The organism is Micromonospora sp. NPDC049559, assembly GCF_040676675.1.
Taxonomy (GTDB): Bacteria; Actinomycetota; Actinomycetes; order Mycobacteriales; family Micromonosporaceae; genus JBFAPK01.
In genome coordinates this window covers 1-14,574 of sequence record NZ_JBFAPK010000022.1, presented here as the reverse complement: position 1 = coordinate 14,574, position 14,574 = coordinate 1, and the positions used below count along the sequence as shown (strand labels likewise).

19 protein-coding genes are annotated in these 14,574 nt (G+C 73.1%); 8 read left to right on the top strand and 11 right to left on the bottom strand.

Translation table 11 applies throughout. The features are described 5' to 3' along the window. The first annotated feature begins 168 nt into the window (after positions 1-168). The 4 genes from AB0J86_RS22580 (at position 169) to AB0J86_RS22565 (ending at position 2,741) form a co-directional block, all read left to right on the top strand. Positions 169-759, top strand: a complete 591-nt coding sequence (locus AB0J86_RS22580) for a maleylpyruvate isomerase N-terminal domain-containing protein (RefSeq protein ID WP_363859675.1) — start codon at positions 169-171, stop codon at positions 757-759. After that, positions 756-1,268: a DUF402 domain-containing protein gene (locus AB0J86_RS22575; protein ID WP_363859561.1), complete on the top strand. Its 513-nt coding sequence runs from the start codon at positions 756-758 to the stop codon at positions 1,266-1,268. Before AB0J86_RS22580 ends, AB0J86_RS22575 begins: the two co-directional genes overlap by 4 nt. A gap of 2 nt (positions 1,269-1,270) precedes the next feature. Further along, positions 1,271-1,810, top strand: coding sequence for an RNA 2'-phosphotransferase (locus AB0J86_RS22570; protein WP_363859560.1), 540 nt, complete (start codon positions 1,271-1,273; stop codon positions 1,808-1,810). Between the two features lie 91 nt (positions 1,811-1,901). Continuing rightward, complete coding sequence (locus AB0J86_RS22565) at positions 1,902-2,741, top strand: siderophore-interacting protein (RefSeq protein WP_363859559.1); 840 nt, start codon at positions 1,902-1,904, stop codon at positions 2,739-2,741. 27 nt (positions 2,742-2,768) lie between these two features. Here the strand turns inward: AB0J86_RS22565 and AB0J86_RS22560 are convergent, their stop codons facing one another. The 8 genes from AB0J86_RS22560 to AB0J86_RS22525 all read right to left on the bottom strand — a co-directional run bounded on the left by AB0J86_RS22560 (position 2,769) and on the right by AB0J86_RS22525 (position 7,318). Then, a complete protein-coding gene (locus AB0J86_RS22560) occupies positions 2,769-3,464 on the bottom strand; it encodes a hypothetical protein (protein WP_363859558.1) in 696 nt (231 codons plus the stop codon). Between the two features lie 57 nt (positions 3,465-3,521). Further along, the gene (locus AB0J86_RS22555) at positions 3,522-3,800 is read right to left on the bottom strand and encodes an antibiotic biosynthesis monooxygenase (protein WP_363859557.1); all 279 of its coding nucleotides are present in this window, start codon (positions 3,798-3,800) and stop codon (positions 3,522-3,524) included. Further along, on the bottom strand, positions 3,797-4,126 hold the full coding sequence (locus AB0J86_RS22550) for a YciI family protein (RefSeq protein WP_363859556.1): 330 nt from the start codon (positions 4,124-4,126) through the stop codon (positions 3,797-3,799). The genes AB0J86_RS22555 and AB0J86_RS22550 overlap by 4 nt, the downstream gene beginning before the upstream one ends. Then, positions 4,123-4,629 carry an SRPBCC domain-containing protein gene (locus AB0J86_RS22545; RefSeq protein WP_363859555.1) on the bottom strand — a complete coding sequence of 169 codons (507 nt, stop codon included), beginning with the start codon at positions 4,627-4,629 and terminating at the stop codon, positions 4,123-4,125. Before AB0J86_RS22545 ends, AB0J86_RS22550 begins: the two co-directional genes overlap by 4 nt. Then, on the bottom strand, positions 4,619-4,978 hold the full coding sequence (locus AB0J86_RS22540) for a metalloregulator ArsR/SmtB family transcription factor (protein WP_363859554.1): 360 nt from the start codon (positions 4,976-4,978) through the stop codon (positions 4,619-4,621). Before AB0J86_RS22540 ends, AB0J86_RS22545 begins: the two co-directional genes overlap by 11 nt. Beyond that, positions 4,969-5,103, bottom strand: coding sequence for a hypothetical protein (locus tag AB0J86_RS22535; protein WP_363859553.1), 135 nt, complete (start codon positions 5,101-5,103; stop codon positions 4,969-4,971). Before AB0J86_RS22535 ends, AB0J86_RS22540 begins: the two co-directional genes overlap by 10 nt. Positions 5,104-5,279: 176 nt before the next feature. After that, on the bottom strand, positions 5,280-6,071 hold the full coding sequence (locus tag AB0J86_RS22530; protein WP_363859552.1) for a polysaccharide deacetylase family protein: 792 nt from the start codon (positions 6,069-6,071) through the stop codon (positions 5,280-5,282). Positions 6,072-6,115: 44 nt separating this feature from the next. Then, positions 6,116-7,318, bottom strand: coding sequence for a low temperature requirement protein A (locus tag AB0J86_RS22525; RefSeq protein ID WP_363859551.1), 1,203 nt, complete (start codon positions 7,316-7,318; stop codon positions 6,116-6,118). A 182-nt stretch (positions 7,319-7,500) separates the two neighbouring features. Here AB0J86_RS22525 and dnaG point away from each other — a divergent pair, with 182 nt between their 5' ends. Further along, complete coding sequence (gene dnaG, locus AB0J86_RS22520) at positions 7,501-9,375, top strand: DNA primase (RefSeq protein ID WP_363859550.1); 1,875 nt, start codon at positions 7,501-7,503, stop codon at positions 9,373-9,375. Between the two features lie 2 nt (positions 9,376-9,377). Continuing rightward, positions 9,378-9,947, top strand: coding sequence for a hypothetical protein (locus tag AB0J86_RS22515; protein ID WP_363859549.1), 570 nt, complete (start codon positions 9,378-9,380; stop codon positions 9,945-9,947). Positions 9,948-9,993: 46 nt separating this feature from the next. Here AB0J86_RS22515 and AB0J86_RS22510 read toward each other — a convergent pair whose 3' ends face one another. The 3 genes from AB0J86_RS22510 to AB0J86_RS22500 all read right to left on the bottom strand — a co-directional run bounded on the left by AB0J86_RS22510 (position 9,994) and on the right by AB0J86_RS22500 (position 11,808). Continuing rightward, positions 9,994-10,368, bottom strand: coding sequence for a type II toxin-antitoxin system VapC family toxin (locus AB0J86_RS22510; protein WP_363859548.1), 375 nt, complete (start codon positions 10,366-10,368; stop codon positions 9,994-9,996). Then, positions 10,365-10,619, bottom strand: a complete 255-nt coding sequence (locus AB0J86_RS22505; protein WP_363859547.1) for a type II toxin-antitoxin system prevent-host-death family antitoxin — start codon at positions 10,617-10,619, stop codon at positions 10,365-10,367. The genes AB0J86_RS22510 and AB0J86_RS22505 overlap by 4 nt, the downstream gene beginning before the upstream one ends. Positions 10,620-10,749: 130 nt before the next feature. Next, a complete protein-coding gene (locus AB0J86_RS22500; RefSeq protein WP_363859546.1) occupies positions 10,750-11,808 on the bottom strand; it encodes a sugar phosphate isomerase/epimerase in 1,059 nt (352 codons plus the stop codon). Positions 11,809-12,059: 251 nt separating this feature from the next. On the opposite strand from AB0J86_RS22500, the gene AB0J86_RS22495 reads away from it, so the two are divergent. Then, on the top strand, positions 12,060-12,992 hold the full coding sequence (locus AB0J86_RS22495) for an ABC transporter ATP-binding protein (protein WP_363859545.1): 933 nt from the start codon (positions 12,060-12,062) through the stop codon (positions 12,990-12,992). Positions 12,993-13,609: 617 nt separating this feature from the next. Next, positions 13,610-14,455 carry a nitroreductase/quinone reductase family protein gene (locus tag AB0J86_RS22490; protein ID WP_363859544.1) on the top strand — a complete coding sequence of 282 codons (846 nt, stop codon included), beginning with the start codon at positions 13,610-13,612 and terminating at the stop codon, positions 14,453-14,455. The last annotated feature ends 119 nt before the right edge of the window (positions 14,456-14,574 follow it).

The window sequence follows — 14,574 nt, the reverse complement described above, 5'->3', positions numbered from 1 at the left end:
CGCCCGCCCCTCCGCCGTCGATCATGGACTTGTGGTCGGCGGTATGCCGTTATTCACCGCCTTTGTCGCCGCCACGACTCCAAGATCGGCGTGCTCGGTCGGCGTGCTCGGTCGGGTTATTGCCGTGCGGGCGGGCGGGGGCGCTCGTAACATGGCGCGGTGCGCGCGATGGACAGTTCCGACGTCCACCGGGCCGTCGCGGCGATGACCCGGACGCTCGGGCCGCACGTCGAGCGGGACTGGCGGGTCCGGGCCGGCCCGCTGGAGTGGAGCTGCTGGACCACGGCCGCCCACGTCGCGCACGACCTGCTCGCCTACGCCGGACAGCTGGCGGGCCGGGCCGCCGATGGGTATCTGCCGTTCGACCTCACCGTCCGCCCGGACGCGTCGCCGGCCGCCGTGCTCACCGTGGTGGAGGCCGCCGCCGGCCTGCTCGGCGGCGCGTTGGACCGCGCCGATCCGGGCACCCGTGCCTGGCACTGGGGGCCGACCGACCCGGGCGGGTTCGCCGCGATGGGCGTCACCGAGATCCTGGTGCACACGTACGACATCGGTGCCGGGCTGGCCCTCGACTGGTTGCCGCCGGAGGAGCTCGCCGCCCGCGCGCTCGCCCGGCTCTTTCCCGACGCTCCGCCCGGCGATCCGGCCCGGGCGCTGCTCTGGTGCACCGGCCGGATCGAGTTCGACGGGCGCGCCCGCCGTACGTCCTGGAGCTGGCGGGCCAGCATGGATGAGGAAGAGGCCGAGGGGAAGCGATGACGGAGACGAGCGGCGGCGCGCTGGCCCGCCCGGGCGACGCGGTGGGCGTACGGCTGGTGAAGCACCCCCGGCCGGACGTGCGTTACGCGGCGGTGGTGGTCGCCGACGACGGCGATCACGTGGTGGTGCGCGCCCCGTGGGCCGGGGCGCCGACCCGCGACATGGGATTCGTCCGCTTCGAGGAGGGCGACCTCTTCACCGAGCACTACTGGCGCAGCCGCTGGTACTCCGTGAAGGAGGTGCGCGGCGCGGACGGCGTCCGCAAGGGCTGGTACTGCGACGTCACCCGGCCGGCGCGGCTGTACGACGGGACGCTGGAGGTGCACGATCTGGACCTCGACCTGTGGCTGTCGGCGGACGGCCGGACCCTGCTCCGGCTCGACGAGGACGAGTTCCTCGCCAGCGGCCTGACCGAGCGCGACCCGGCGGCCGCGCGGGCCGCGTGGCAGGCGCTCGACGACCTGGCCGAGCACGCCCGCGACCGTTTTGCCGCGCTGTTGGGGAGCTGATCGTGGAGCCGCGGCGCCTCGTGCTGCTGAGCAAACGGATGTCGAAGGCGCTGCGGCACGATCCCGACGGCGCCGGCATCGCGCTCGACCCCGCCGGTTGGGTACCGGTCGACGAGCTGCTCGCCGCGCTGCGGCTGAACCGCGCCGAGCTGGACGAGATCGTGGCGGGCAACGACAAGCGGCGCTTCGCCGTCGCGCGGGGCCCCGACGGGGTGGAGCGGATTCGGGCGAGCCAGGGGCACAGCGTCCCGGTCGACCTCGGCCTGGCCCCGGTGCCGCCGCCCGAGCGGCTCTACCACGGCACGAGCGCCGCCGTACTGCCCGCCATCCGGGCCACCGGGCTCGACCGTGGCCGGCGTCACCACGTACACCTCTCGACGGACGTGGAGACGGCGCGCCGGGTGGGCGCCCGGCGCCGGGGCGAGGTGGTGGTCGTGCCGGTGGACGCGGCGGCGATGGCCCGGGACGGGCACCTCTTCTACCGCAGCGAGAACGGGGTCTGGCTCACCGACCTCGTACCGCCGGGCTATCTGCTGATCTGACCCCGGGCTGTCGCGCCGCCGGTCCGGCTCCGGGCCGCTGAACTGGGCTCGCGTGCTGCGCGCCGGTCAGATTAGGGTAGCCTTACCTCCCATGACGGACCGGAGCGACAAGGCGCGGGTCAACCACGCGATCGTACTGCGTACCGAGCGGCTCACCCCGCACATGATCCGGGTGGTCCTCGGCGGTGCGGGGCTGGCCGACTTCCACGCCGGTGCCTTCACCGACCACTACGTCAAGCTGATCTTCCCGCGGCCCGGGGTCGAGTACCCGGTACCGCTGGACATGGCGGCGGTGCGGCGGGAGCTGCCCCGCGAGCAGTGGCCCCGGCTGCGCAGCTACACGGTCCGGGCCTGGGACGCGGCGCGCCGCGAGTTGACGATCGACTTCGTGTACCACGGGGACGAGGGGCTGGCCGGCCCCTGGGCCGCCGCCGCGCGACCCGGCGACGAGATCATGTTCCTCGGCCCCGGCGGCGCGTACGCCCCGGGCCGGGAGGCCGACTGGCACCTGCTGGTCGGCGACGAGAGCGCCCTGCCGGCCATCGCCGCCTCGCTGGAGCGGCTGCCCGCCGGCGTGCCGGCCCAGGTCTTCGTCGAGGTGGCGGGCCCCGAGGAGGAGCAGCCGCTCGCCACCGCCGCGGCGGCCGAGATCGTCTGGGTGCACCGCGGCCCGCGTACCGTCGGCGCGGCCCTGGTGGAGGCGGTGCGGGCGCTGGAGTTCCCGCCCGGCGCCGTGCAGGCGTTCGTGCACGGCGAGGCGGCCTTCGTCAGGCAGCTGCGGCACCTGCTGCGCTTCGACCGGGGGGTGGCACGCGAGCAGCTCTCCATCTCGGGTTACTGGCGGCTCGGCACCGACGACGAGGGCTGGCGCGCGATCAAGGCCGACTGGAACCGCCGGATCGAGGAGGAAGAGGTCAGCCTCGTCGCGTGAGGCGTCCCGACCGCCGGGCCGGAGACCTCACCGGTCGACCGCTTCCCCGGGCCGCGGATCGGACCGCGGCGCGGGGACGGGGTCCGCCGGCCGCGGCCGGGCGTCCAGGTCCGCCTGGATGCGCCGCCGCGCCGCCCTCGACCGCAGGTTCAGGTAGCCCACCTGCAGGCTCACGGCCACCGCCAGGGCGAGCAGACCGGCCGTCAGGGCCACCCAGGTCACCGCGCCGGCGTGGCGTACGGCCACCCCGGTGCCGACCCCGATCAACGCGCTGTTGATCAGACAGACCGTGCCGGCCAGGCTGATCGTGCCGTAGACCCAGCCGCCGCCGGGCGGGCGCCCCTGGTAGACCCCGGGCGCGTCGAGCGTCGGCATGATCATGTACGGGGCCACGTCCGGGGCGCGCCGGGCCAGGTACGTGCGGACCGAGTCGATTGCCACCGCGTAGAGCCGGTTGCGGGCGCGGAACTCGACCAGGCGGACGAAGACGGTCAGCCCGAGCAGCAGCACCAGCCCGCCCAGGCCGATCACGGCGGCGACCGCCGCCGCGCCGGAGCCGCCCCCGGTGATCAGCCCACCCGCGACCGCCGTCGCCGCCGTGGCCAGCACCAGGAAGAAGTTGAACCGGGCGCTCGACTCGTCGTTGTTGCCCCGGCGCGCCTCGCGCAGGTGCTCGTACTCCGCCAGCGCCACCGTCAGGCCGACATCCGGCTCCTCGGCCACGGACCCTCCCCGTCGTGATCGTCGATGGGTGCGAGCGTAGCGGTAGCGGGCGACCGGTCACCCCGGGAAGAGCAGGAACTTCTCCCGGGGACGCGTCTCGCCCTCGGGGATCTCGTCGCTGGGCTCGCCGAACCCCGGCGGTACCGCCGCCCGAAACGCCGCCTCCGACTCCCAGCGCGAGATGCCGACGAGCCGGTCGCCCCGCTCCTGCCAGGCGCCCACCTCGACGCAGCCGGGCGCGGCGGCCAGCAGCTCGGCGCGTTCCGCCATGGCCCGCAGCAGGGCCTCACGCCGCCCCGGTGCGGGATAGTGGATCACCATGAAGACGCAGCTCACGAACCGTCACCTCCGGCGACGGGCCGGACGAAGGCGCCAGGCATGGGGAAGAACTCGTACGTGCAGAGCCCGCTCGCGATCGCCGGATCGTCCACCTCCAGCTCGCGTACCTCGTCGGGGCCGCTCGCCGCGACGATTCCCAGCCCGTACGGACCGGCCGGGTCGAGCACCGGTCCGAACGCGACGGCGACCCCGCGCGCGAGCAGGCCGCGCCAGTAGTCGACATGCTCGGTCATGATTGCCCGCTCGGTCTGCGTCATATCGAGCGAGAAGGACGGGCGGGGCGGTATCAGCCGCAGGGCGTAGTGCTGCGTTTCGTTCGTCACGGTGACTCCTTGAAGAGTTCTTGACCGGCGAAGGCGGCCAGGATGGTGCGCCAGCCGGCGGCGTAGCTGCCGCTGGCGTAGCCGCCGGGCAGCGCGCAGTCGGCGCCCAGGTCGGCCTCGGCGAGGGCCTCCCAGCCGCGGTGTTCGACCTCGACCCGGGTCAGGGCGGGGCCGAGCGGCTTGAACCGCAGCTCGACCTCGGTGGTCGCCGGCGTCATCTCCCACGTGATGACGAACCGGCGCGGCGGCTCCCAGGCCAGCACGTCGCCCCAGGTGACGGTGGTGCCGTCGGTCCAGGTCTCGTAGAGCCGTCCGCCGACGTGTCGCTCGAACACCACCTCGCGCACCCGGTCCTGGCCGGCGGAGAAGGGGCGCAGCGGCCACCAGCTGCCGATGGTGGCCACGAACACCTCGAACGTGTGGGCGGCGCCGCTGCGGACCAGCGTGGACTGGTTGATCGGCGGCCGGCGCGGCGGCACCGTCCGGTCCCGGTCAGCCTGCATCTCGTACCTCCTCCCGGGCGGGGAGACCCGCTTGCTCCTCGACCAGTCCGCGCGCCGTGTCGAGCGCCGAGCCCCACAGGTCGTCGAGGAATTCTCGCAGCTCAGCGAGCCCTTCCGGGCGGGTGCGGTAGAGGCGGCGGGTGCCCTCGCGCCGCTCGTCGAGCAGCCCGACGGTCTTGAGCACCGTCAGGTGCTGGCTCACCGCGGTGCGGCTGACCTCGAACGCGGCGGCGATCTGTCCGGCCGGCAGTTCCTGGTCCGCCACCAGGCGCAGGATCGCCCGCCGCCGCGGTTCGGCCAGCGCCCGCAGGGCATCGTCCAACCGGTCCGGCGGCCCGCTCAGGACCACAGCCCCACCGGGTTCCCGTCGGGGTCGGCGCCGATCCGCCGGCCGAACAGGTCGGAGTAGGGCCGCCGCGCGCGTTCGTGTTCGCCGCGGCTGAGGATCTCGAGGAATGCCATCGGTGCGCCCATCGGACCTCCCGAAGTGTGTCAGGGATCGCTAACGTTAGCCACTGCTGACGAAGTTGCCTATGTGGGCCCCGTCACGCCGGGCCGACGAGGGCTCTCGGCGGCGCACCGCGCTCGGAGCCGCCATTGTCCGAGCGCCGCGGTGCGGCGTTCGTCGCCGGCCCGCGCTCGGGGTCGCGTCAGGCCCGGCCGCGCACCGCGTGCTCGCGCAGCGGGCCGACCGTCAGGCCGGCCGCCCGAATCCCCTCGATCAGCTCCGGCAGCGCCCCGAGCGTGGCCCGCCAGGAGCCCGGCGCCGAGGTGCAGTCCGAGTCGTGCAGCAGCACCGTGCCGCCGCCGGCCAGGTCCCGCCGCACCGCAGCCAGCACCGAACCCGGCGTGGCGCGGGCGGTCCAGTCGAGCCCCCACGCGCTCCAGAGCACCGGGGCGAGACCGAGCTGCCGGGCGGTACGGATCGCCGGCGTCGTCAGTACCCCGTACGGGGGCCGGTACCAGCGCGGCGGGACGCCGGTGACCTCGGTGACCAGCTCGTACCCGCGGACCAGGTCGTCGTGGGTGGCGCGCGGCCCCCGGGCGAGCAGGCAGCGGTGACCCCAGCCGTGCAGGGCGATCTCGTGCCCGGCCGCGACCAGTTCCCGCCCCAGTTCCGGCGCGCGGGCGAGCATCCGCCCGAGCAGGAAGAACGTGGCGGTGACCCGGTGCGCCGCCAGGGCCGCCAGGAAGGCCGGCGTGGAGCGCGGATCCGGCCCGTCGTCGAAGGTCAGCGCCACGTGCTCGGGCGCCCCGAGGCCGGTCAGGCCGGGCAGGAAGCGCCGCCGCACCCGGGCCAGGGTGGAGACGGCCGGCGCGGCGTGCAGCATCCCGGCGGCGGTGGCGCCCCAGGTGGCCGTACGCAGGACGGCCCGCACCCCGCGCTCGGCCCGGTACGGGCGCGCGCGGCGCCCGTCCACCGGCTGTTCGATGCCGCCCATCCTCGTCATCCCGCCTACCGACGCCACTGCCCGAAGTATGGCGGCTACCGAGCGAGCCTGGCGGAGATGCGGGCGATCTGCCGGCTGACCAGCACCGAATAGCAGACCAGCAGCGCAGCCAGCGGCGGCAGCACGATCCGCGGGTCGGGGATGGTACCGACGAGGAGCGCGAGCCCGGTGACGCCGCCGCAGCCGATGGCGAAACGGACCCGGTCCAGCCGGCGGGCGTAGATCAGCTGCATCGCCAGGCCGCAGAGCATCCAGATGATGAGCGAGCCTCCCAGCAGCAGTCGCAGCATCTCCGGCATCCGCGCCGAACCGGTGGCGATCTGCCGGAGGGTCTGCCCGAGCGCCCACCCGATGAACAGCAGGGCCGCGCCGTGCACGGCGTGTACGTACGCGTAGGCCAGCCCGGCGCTGAGCCGGCGCAGCGCCATCCCGGTCGAGACGAAGGTGGTGTAGACCCACCAGATCGAGGCGATCACCGCGAAGGCGAGGGCGGTGGAGACGAGCATGCGGGCCGAGGTGGCGCGCGGTACGGCGTTGAGCAGGTCGACCAGGGTGGTCCCGAGCAGGATGATGGTGAACTGCCCGATCCGCTCGGGCAGGTGCGACGGATGTACCGGGAAGCGCAGCAACCAGTGGCGTCCCACCCAGGGTGTCGCGAACTCGACCAGGAACCCGGCGATCCAGAGCACCGGCCGCATCTGTTCCGGTACCGCCAGCGACGCGAGCCAGAGCAGCCAGCCGGCGGTGAAGCCGATGTGGTAGACGCGGGTCAACTGGTTCGCCGCGGGGGTGGTGGTGCGCACCCGGAGGTAGAGGAGGATCAGCACCCCGCGCGCGGCCAGGTACCCGATGGGCAGCAGCCGGCTCTCCACCGGCTCCCTCGCCCCGAGCGCCATCGCGCCGGCGCCCAGCATCGCGAGCAGCACCCCGAGCCGATGCGGCAGGTCGTCGGGGTCGAAGCGGGTGTCGTAGAAGGCGTGCCCTCCCCACGACCACCAGAGGATGCCGTAGAGACCGACGGTGATGACCACCTCGGCGTTCGGCGGCGACGGGTCGTCGTCGAGCCGCCCCAGCACCACGGTCAGGGCCAGCGCGAAGGCCAGGTCGAAGAAGAGCTCCAGCCAGCTCGCATGCCGTTCCTCCCGCCCGCCGGGCAGCGCGGAGGGCGGTACCCGCAGCCGATCGACGAGGCGGCCGGACCGGAACGGCACCGGGCGCGGGTCGCCTTCCTCGCTCACAGTCGGTAATCATCGCGCTCCGACCGGCCGCCCGGGGCGGAAGCCGGAACCCGGGCGAACGGCGCGGGATCGTGGTGCGCGGGCCGGGCGGGCGGCGGCGCGTGGATCATTGTTGGGGCCCTCCCCGGAGCCCGCGAGATCGCCGGGGCAGGGCAGGATGTATCGGAACAGGGGGGTGACGGATGGCTGGCCGGATCCGCGACGAGGACATCACGCTGGTCCGCGAGCGAACCTCGATCGCTGACGTGATCTCCGAGACGGTGACGCTCAAGTCTGCCGGCGGCGGCAACCTCAAGGGGCTCTGCCCGTTCCACGACGAGAAGACCCCCTCCTTCACCGTGGCGCCTGCCCGAAACGTGTACTTTTGCCATGGATGTGGACAAGGCGGCGACGCGATCAAGTTCCTGATGGACGCCGAGCACCTGAGCTTCGTCGAGTCGGTCGAGCGGCTCGCCGACCGGGCCGGCATCCAGCTGCGCTACCTCGAATCCGGTCCCGCGCCCGCGCGACATCAGCAGCAGAGCCAGCGGCAGCGCCTGGTCGCCGCGCACGCCGCCGCCGTCGAGTTCTACACCGACCAGCTCGGTACCGCCGCCGCGCGGCCGGCCCGGGAGTTCCTCGCCCAGCGCGGCTTCGACAAGGCCGCCGCCGAGCGGTACGGCTGCGGGTTCGCGCCGGACGCGTGGGACCTGCTCACCAAGCACCTGCGGCAGAAGGGCTTCAGCGCCCAGGAACTGGTCACGGCCGGGCTGTCCCGCCCGGCGCGCTCGGGCTCGCTGATCGACCGGTTCCGGCGCCGGTTGCTCTGGCCGATCCGGGACCTGACCGGCGACGTGATCGGCTTCGGGGCGCGCCGGCTCTTCGACGACGACGACGGCCCGAAGTACCTGAACACGCCCGAGACGCCGATCTACAAGAAGTCGCACGTGCTGTACGGCATCGACCAGGCCAAGCGGGAGATCGCCAAGCAGGGGCGGGCGGTCATCGTGGAGGGCTACACCGACGTGATGGCCTGCCACCTGGCGGGCGTACCGACCGCCGTGGCGACCTGCGGCACCGCCTTCGGCGCCGACCACATCGGAGTGCTGCGGCGGCTGCTGATGGACACCGACGCGGTCGCCGGTGAGATCATCTTCACCTTCGACGGCGACGCCGCCGGCCAGAAGGCCGCGCTGCGGGCCTTCGAGGACGACCAGCGCTTCGTCGGGCGTACCTTCATCGCGGTGAGCCCGGACAACATGGACCCCTGCGAGCTGCGGCTGGCCAAGGGCGACGTCGCCGTGCGGGACCTGGTGGCCCGCCGGGAGCCGCTGGTCGACTTCGCGCTGCGCCAGGTGATCAGCCGCTTCGACCTGGACACCGTCGACGGCCGGGTCGAGGCGATGCGCCGGGCGGCGCCGCTGGTGGCCAAGCTCAAGGACCGGGAGAAGCGCCCCGAGTACGTCCGCAAGCTCGCCGGCGACCTCGGCATGGAGATCGAGCCGGTGCAGCGGGCGGTGCTGAACGCCGCCGCGGCGCCGCCCGCGAAGGGCGCGCCCGGGCAGGAGGCGCCGGCCCGCCCGGCCCCGGTGGAACCGGTGATCGACAACCCGCAGTCGCTGGTGGAGCGGGAGGCGCTGAAGCTGGCGTTGCAGGTACCGGTGCTGGCCGGGCCGATGTTCGACGCGCTCGACGCGGAGGTCTACCGCCACCCGGTACACCGGGTCGTGCGGGCCGCGGTCGACGCGGCCGGCGGCGCCGCGGTCGCGACCGGCGGCGCGGTCTGGATCGAACGGGTCCGCGACGCCTGTACGGATCTGGCCGGCCAGGCGCTCGTCAGTGAGCTGGCGGTCGAGCCGCTGCGCATCGACGGCGACCCGGACCCGCGCTACGTTTCGATCACCCTCGCCCGGTTGGAGTGGGGGTCGGTCACGGCCCGGATCCGCGATCTCAAATCGAAGGTGCAGCGGATCAACCCGGTGGCCAACAAGGACGAGTACTTCGCGCTCTTCGGCGAGCTGCTCTCGCTGGAACAGCACGCACGGGCCCTGCGCGAGCAGGCCGCGGGAGGGTTGTGACGGTGGGACTCTTCAACCGCAGGCGCAAGCTGCCGGCCGAGCGCCGACCGCCGTTCGAGCGGGACGAGCGCCTGATCGCCTGGGCCGAGGTCCCGGCCGGTGAGGACGCGGCCGGCGGCGGAGGCGCGGTCGCGGCCGGGAGCGGGGTGGTCGCGGTCACCAACCGGGGGCTCTGGCTGCCCGGACGGGCGGAGCGGCTTGGCTGGCACGAGGTGCACAAGGCGGTCTGGTCGGGGCGCGAGCTGGCGGTCACCCCGGCCGCGCCGGCCGAGGAGCGCGACGGGTACCGGGTGATGGTGGACCGGCCGGTGGAGACGTACCTGCTGCTGGAGCCGGGTGACGTGCCGCATCAGGTGCGGACCCGGGTCACCGCCTCGGTGGCGTACACCGCGCACCACCGCGTCGAGGGCGGCGCGGTGCGGGTGGTGGCCCGGCGGGTCAGCGGTACCGACGGGCTGAGCTGGACGGTGCGCTACGACCCGGGTACCCCCGCGGCGGACCCGGCCGTGGTGGCACAGACCGACCAACTGGTCGCGGCGGCCCGTCGTGCCGCCACCGCGCCCGTCGCCTGACCGGCGGGACACGCCTAGGCGCGGGGCCGGCGGTTACTCGGACCGGTCACACCTTGAGGAGATCCACGTCGTAGAGCGCGATCGACCCGTCGCGGGTGGCCAGCGTCAAGCCTTCGGAGACCGCTTGTGCCACGAGCATGCGGTCGAAGGGGTCACGGTGGTGCGCCGGTAGGCGGCCGGCGGCGATCGCGTGGGCGTGGGTCACGGGCAGCTCGCGGAAACCCATGTCCCGTACCCGTTCGGCGAGATCGGGCGGCCCGCCGAGCTTTCCCTCGGCCTGTTTGATGGTGATCTCCCAGAGGCTGACGGGCGAGAGGAAGATGTCGGGGTCGTGCCGTAGCCGATCGAGGAGATCCTCGCCGAGGGTCGCGTCGCCGGTGATGGCCCAGAGCACCACGTGGGTGTCGAGCAGCAGGTTCATCCGCCGATACCGAATTCGGCGGCGATCTCGGCGTTGGTCTCGGGCGAGTCCCAGTCACCCGACAGGTCAAGCTGCCCGGCGAGCGAGCCGATCGCGGTGCGGTTGGTTCGACGTACCAGCGGCACGACCTTCGCCACGGGGGTGCCCGCCCGGTCGATGATAATCTCCTCGCCGCGTTCCACCCGCTCGATGATGCGCGACAGGTGGGTCTTCGCATCATGCATGTTGTAGTGCACCGCCTCTGCGGACATGACCCGGCCTCCTCGGTTAGCTAATAGCTTAGTCCGCCCGCCCCGGCGTTGCCACGCTACCCGCCGCGATCTAGGGCAAATCATGGTGAGTTAATCTTCAATCACCACGATTTGCCCTAGATCGACGGGGTCAGAAGCGCAGCGCGCGCATGTTGTCGTAGCTGGTCTTGGTGCCGCCCCAGACGCCGCCCTCCTCGGGCGGGGTGTCGCCGGCGTTGTCGTTCTCCCAGATGTAGTGGTGGTAGTCGAGGGACTTGAGGCTGGCGAAGAAGCGCTCGAACGGGACGTAGCCGTTCGGTACGCCGAAGTTGGTCATCACGAGGCTGGTGCCCTCGGCGTTGAGGTAGCCGTCCTTGACGTGGAAGAGCGGGAAGCGCTCCTGCTGCCGGCCGATGGTCTTGATCGGGTCGAGCACGTCGCGCCGGGTGGCCCCGATCTCGTCGACGTACGTCTTGAACCGCACCTGGGCCTGGTAGGCCCAGTAGATGTCCATCTCGAACCAGACCAGCTCGGGCTCGGTCAGCCCGAAGAAGTACTCCAGGCCGCGCTGCCCGCTGGAGCGGGTGGGCTTGCCGTTCGCGTCCAGCGGCCCGCGGTCGAGCAGGAAGTTGTACTCCCCGTCGTGGTTGTGCTGGTAGAACTTCAGCCCGCGGGCCTTGGCCGCGCCGCCGACCGCGTTGTACCGGTCGGCCGCCGCCCGCCAGTCGGCCGCGTACCGGCTGCCGGTGGGCGCGTCGGCGGTACCGATGAAGCGCATGCCCAGCATCTCGGCGATGTCGAGCTGGCGGGTCAGGTCGCTCCAGAGCGTGCCGAAGCCGACGTGCGAGCCGACCGCCTTGAGCCCGTTGTCGTCGAGGATCTTGCGGATCGCGAGGATGTCGGCGTCGCTGGTGACGGTGCCGTACCCGGCGAACTCGATCTCCTTGAAGCCGAGCTGGGCCAGCTTGGGCAGCTTCTCGGCGAAGGGCGCGGGGTCGGTGCGGATCGAGTACAGCTGGATGCCGATCTTGCCTACCGGCAGCCGGGTACCGCGCGAGTCGCGTACCGCGCCGCCGTCGGCGGCCTGGGCCATGCCGGTGAACGGGCCGGCGACCGAGATCGCGCTGGCGGCGGCGCAGGCGGAGAGCCCGAGTACGCCGCGGCGGCTCAGGCCACCGGGGTTGGGGACGGGAGTTGCGTCGGGTGCCATGGCGGTTCCTTCCGGATCTGGCGGGGTGCTGGTCATGCCGGCGCGCGCCGATCGCCGAAGTGGTCGGACCGACCGTGGTGGTGGGATTCCGCGGTCCTCCCCAGCCGGACCGTACCGAGTCGTTGATCGAAAAGATAGTCCTCACTATCGACGGACGTCCCTGGTACCGTCCCCGCCCGGCCGCTTCGGGGGAGGCCGGGGCCGGCGAAACCCGGTGGGGGATGTCGGGGGGTCCGTCTAAGGTCGGCCGGGTGAGCACAGCGCAACCACTCATCCAGGCGCGGGGGCTGGTGAAGCGGTTCGGCGACTTCACGGCCGTCGACGGCATCGACGTCGCCGTGACGGCGGGCGAGGCGTTCGGCTTCCTCGGTCCCAACGGCGCGGGCAAGAGTTCGACCATGCGGATGATCGGCTGTGTCTCGCCGCCCAGCGGTGGCGAGCTGACCATCCTCGGCATGGACCCCCGGCGGCAGGGTCCGGCGATCCGGTCCCGGCTCGGCGTCTGCCCCCAGCTGGACAACCTCGACCCGGAGCTCACCGTCCAGGAGAACCTGACCACGTACGCCCGGTTCTTCGGCATCCCGCGCCGGGTGGCCCGGGCCCGCGCGGCCGAGCTGCTGGATTTCGTGCAGCTCGCGGACCGGGCCGACAGCAAGGTCGAGCCGCTCTCCGGCGGCATGAAGCGCCGGCTGACGATCGCCCGCGCGCTGGTGAACGAGCCGGAGATCGTCCTGCTGGACGAGCCGACGACCGGACTCGACCCGCAGGCCCGGCACCTCGTCTGGGAGCGGCTGTTCCGGCTCAAGCAGCAGGGCGTCACGCTCGTGCTGACCACGCACTACATGGACGAGGCCGAGCAGCTCTGCGACCGGCTGGTGGTGATGGACGGCGGGCGGATCGTGGCCGAGGGCTCGCCCCGGTCGCTGATCGAGCGGTACTCGACCCGCGAGGTGGTCGAGCTGCGCTTCGCCGCCGAGTCGCAGGAGGAGTACGCCGGCAAGCTCGCCGGCATCGGGGAGCGGACCGAGGTGCTGCCCGACCGCGTCCTGCTCTACGTCGGCGATGGCGACGCGGCCGTGGCGCAGGTGCAGGACCGGGCGCTGAACCCGGCGAGCGTACTGGTCCGCCGCAGCGGTCTGGAGGACGTGTTCCTGCACCTCACCGGCCGTACGCTGATCGACTGAGCGGTCCCGGACGGGCCCGCCCCGCACACCCTCCATCCTGCCGGGTTGACGGCGGTGCGTGGGCCGGCTTGGATGACGTACGTGTCGCGTGGCCCCGGCCAGGGAGGACGGCCGGCGGTTGGGCGGCGCACCGGCCGCAGGGGATGATGTCGTGAACTCACACTTCACAGGCGACGCCTGACCTCACCGCATCCCGCGCGCCCACTTCCGCCTCCGGCGGTGCCGAGCATCGCCGTGCGACGCGGATTCCGGCCGTAGCTCCGGAAACACCGTCGGCAGCACCAGGTCCGGGCACCGCCAGGTCGGGGATCGTCACGTCCAGGCACCGCCCGGCTCGGGCACCGTCAGGGTCAGGCATCGTCCGGTCGGGCGTCGCCCGGCTCGGGCACCGTCCGGCACCGTTCGGCGCCGTTTCCCGTGCTACGCGGAGCCGGTGATCGATCGAGTGTTCCCGGCCCCTGCCTGCCCGTCCCACATCCGGCACCACCTGCCGTCGGGGTCGGCGTGCGGAGTACCCGCCGCGCCGCGTGCGGCGCGGCTCGCCGCGCCCCGCGTGCGCGGTCCTCGCCCTTCTCCGCGCGTCCGCGCGCGGTCACCCGTAGCAGCACGGATTGGATATGGCACGCATGCCCATCGACTTCAACCAGCAGGTCATCGAGGAGTTCCGCGCGAACCGCGGACTGGTCGGCGGCCCCTTCGAGGGGGGACGCCTGCTCCTGCTCACCACCACCGGGGCCCGTACCGGTACCCCGCACACCACCCCGCTCGGCTACCTGCCCGACGGGCTCCGGAAGATCGTCATCGCCTCGGCCGGCGGCGCGCCCCGGCACCCGACCTGGTACCGCAACCTGCGGGCGAACCCGCGGGTCACGGTGGAGGACGGCATCTTCACGTACCGGGCGACGGCGGTGATCCTCGACGGCGAGGAGCGGGACACGTTCTTCGCCCGCGCGGTCGAGCTGGACCCGGGCTGGGCCGCCTACCAGGAGCGGGCCGGCCGGGTGCTGCCGGTGATCGCGCTCGAACGGGCCGGCGGTGGCGGCCCGGCGGTCGGCGTCCCGCCGGGAGAGTTCCTCCGGCAGGTGCACGACGCGTTCCGCCGGGAACTCCGCCTGATCCGCGCCGAGCTGTCCCGGTCGGGCCCGCGGCTCGGCGCGCAACTGCGGATCAACTGCCTGACCGCCTGTCAGGGGCTGGCGCACCACCACGGCATTGAGGACGGGCAGGTGTTCCCCGCCCTCGCCGAGCGCCACCCCGAACTCGACGAGACGCTGGCGGCGCTGCGCGCCGAGCACGAGCGGGTCAAGCGTCTCCTGGACGAGCTGAGCGAGCTGATCTCCGCCGACGCCGTGGCGCCGGAGGCGCTGCTGGCCGGGGTGGACCGGCTCGTCGCGGAGCTGGAGGCCCACCTCGACCACGAGGAGGAGCGGCTGGTGCCGATCCTGAACGCGTTCCCGGCCTGAGCCGGGCCGGCGCCCGGGCGCCGGCCCGGCCCCACGGCCCGGGCGGGGGCCCCGCCCCCGGGCAGAAAGAAAAACAACCCCACACCCCCCCGAACGCGCCCGGCCACCTCCCCCCCGAC

Coding starts and splice junctions, on each gene's coding strand:
- AB0J86_RS22580 (WP_363859675.1), top strand. CDS start 169: ATGGACAGTTCCGACGTCCACCGGGCCGTCGCGGCGATGACCCGGACG.
- AB0J86_RS22575 (WP_363859561.1), top strand. CDS start 756: ATGACGGAGACGAGCGGCGGCGCGCTGGCCCGCCCGGGCGACGCGGTG.
- AB0J86_RS22565 (WP_363859559.1), top strand. CDS start 1,902: ATGACGGACCGGAGCGACAAGGCGCGGGTCAACCACGCGATCGTACTG.
- AB0J86_RS22545 (WP_363859555.1), bottom strand. CDS start 4,629: ATGCAGGCTGACCGGGACCGGACGGTGCCGCCGCGCCGGCCGCCGATC.
- AB0J86_RS22535 (WP_363859553.1), bottom strand. CDS start 5,103: ATGGGCGCACCGATGGCATTCCTCGAGATCCTCAGCCGCGGCGAACAC.
- AB0J86_RS22530 (WP_363859552.1), bottom strand. CDS start 6,071: ATGGGCGGCATCGAACAGCCGGTGGACGGGCGCCGCGCGCGCCCGTAC.
- dnaG (WP_363859550.1), top strand. CDS start 7,501: ATGGCTGGCCGGATCCGCGACGAGGACATCACGCTGGTCCGCGAGCGA.
- AB0J86_RS22510 (WP_363859548.1), bottom strand. CDS start 10,368: ATGAACCTGCTGCTCGACACCCACGTGGTGCTCTGGGCCATCACCGGC.
- AB0J86_RS22505 (WP_363859547.1), bottom strand. CDS start 10,619: ATGTCCGCAGAGGCGGTGCACTACAACATGCATGATGCGAAGACCCAC.
- AB0J86_RS22500 (WP_363859546.1), bottom strand. CDS start 11,808: ATGGCACCCGACGCAACTCCCGTCCCCAACCCCGGTGGCCTGAGCCGC.
- AB0J86_RS22490 (WP_363859544.1), top strand. CDS start 13,610: ATGGCACGCATGCCCATCGACTTCAACCAGCAGGTCATCGAGGAGTTC.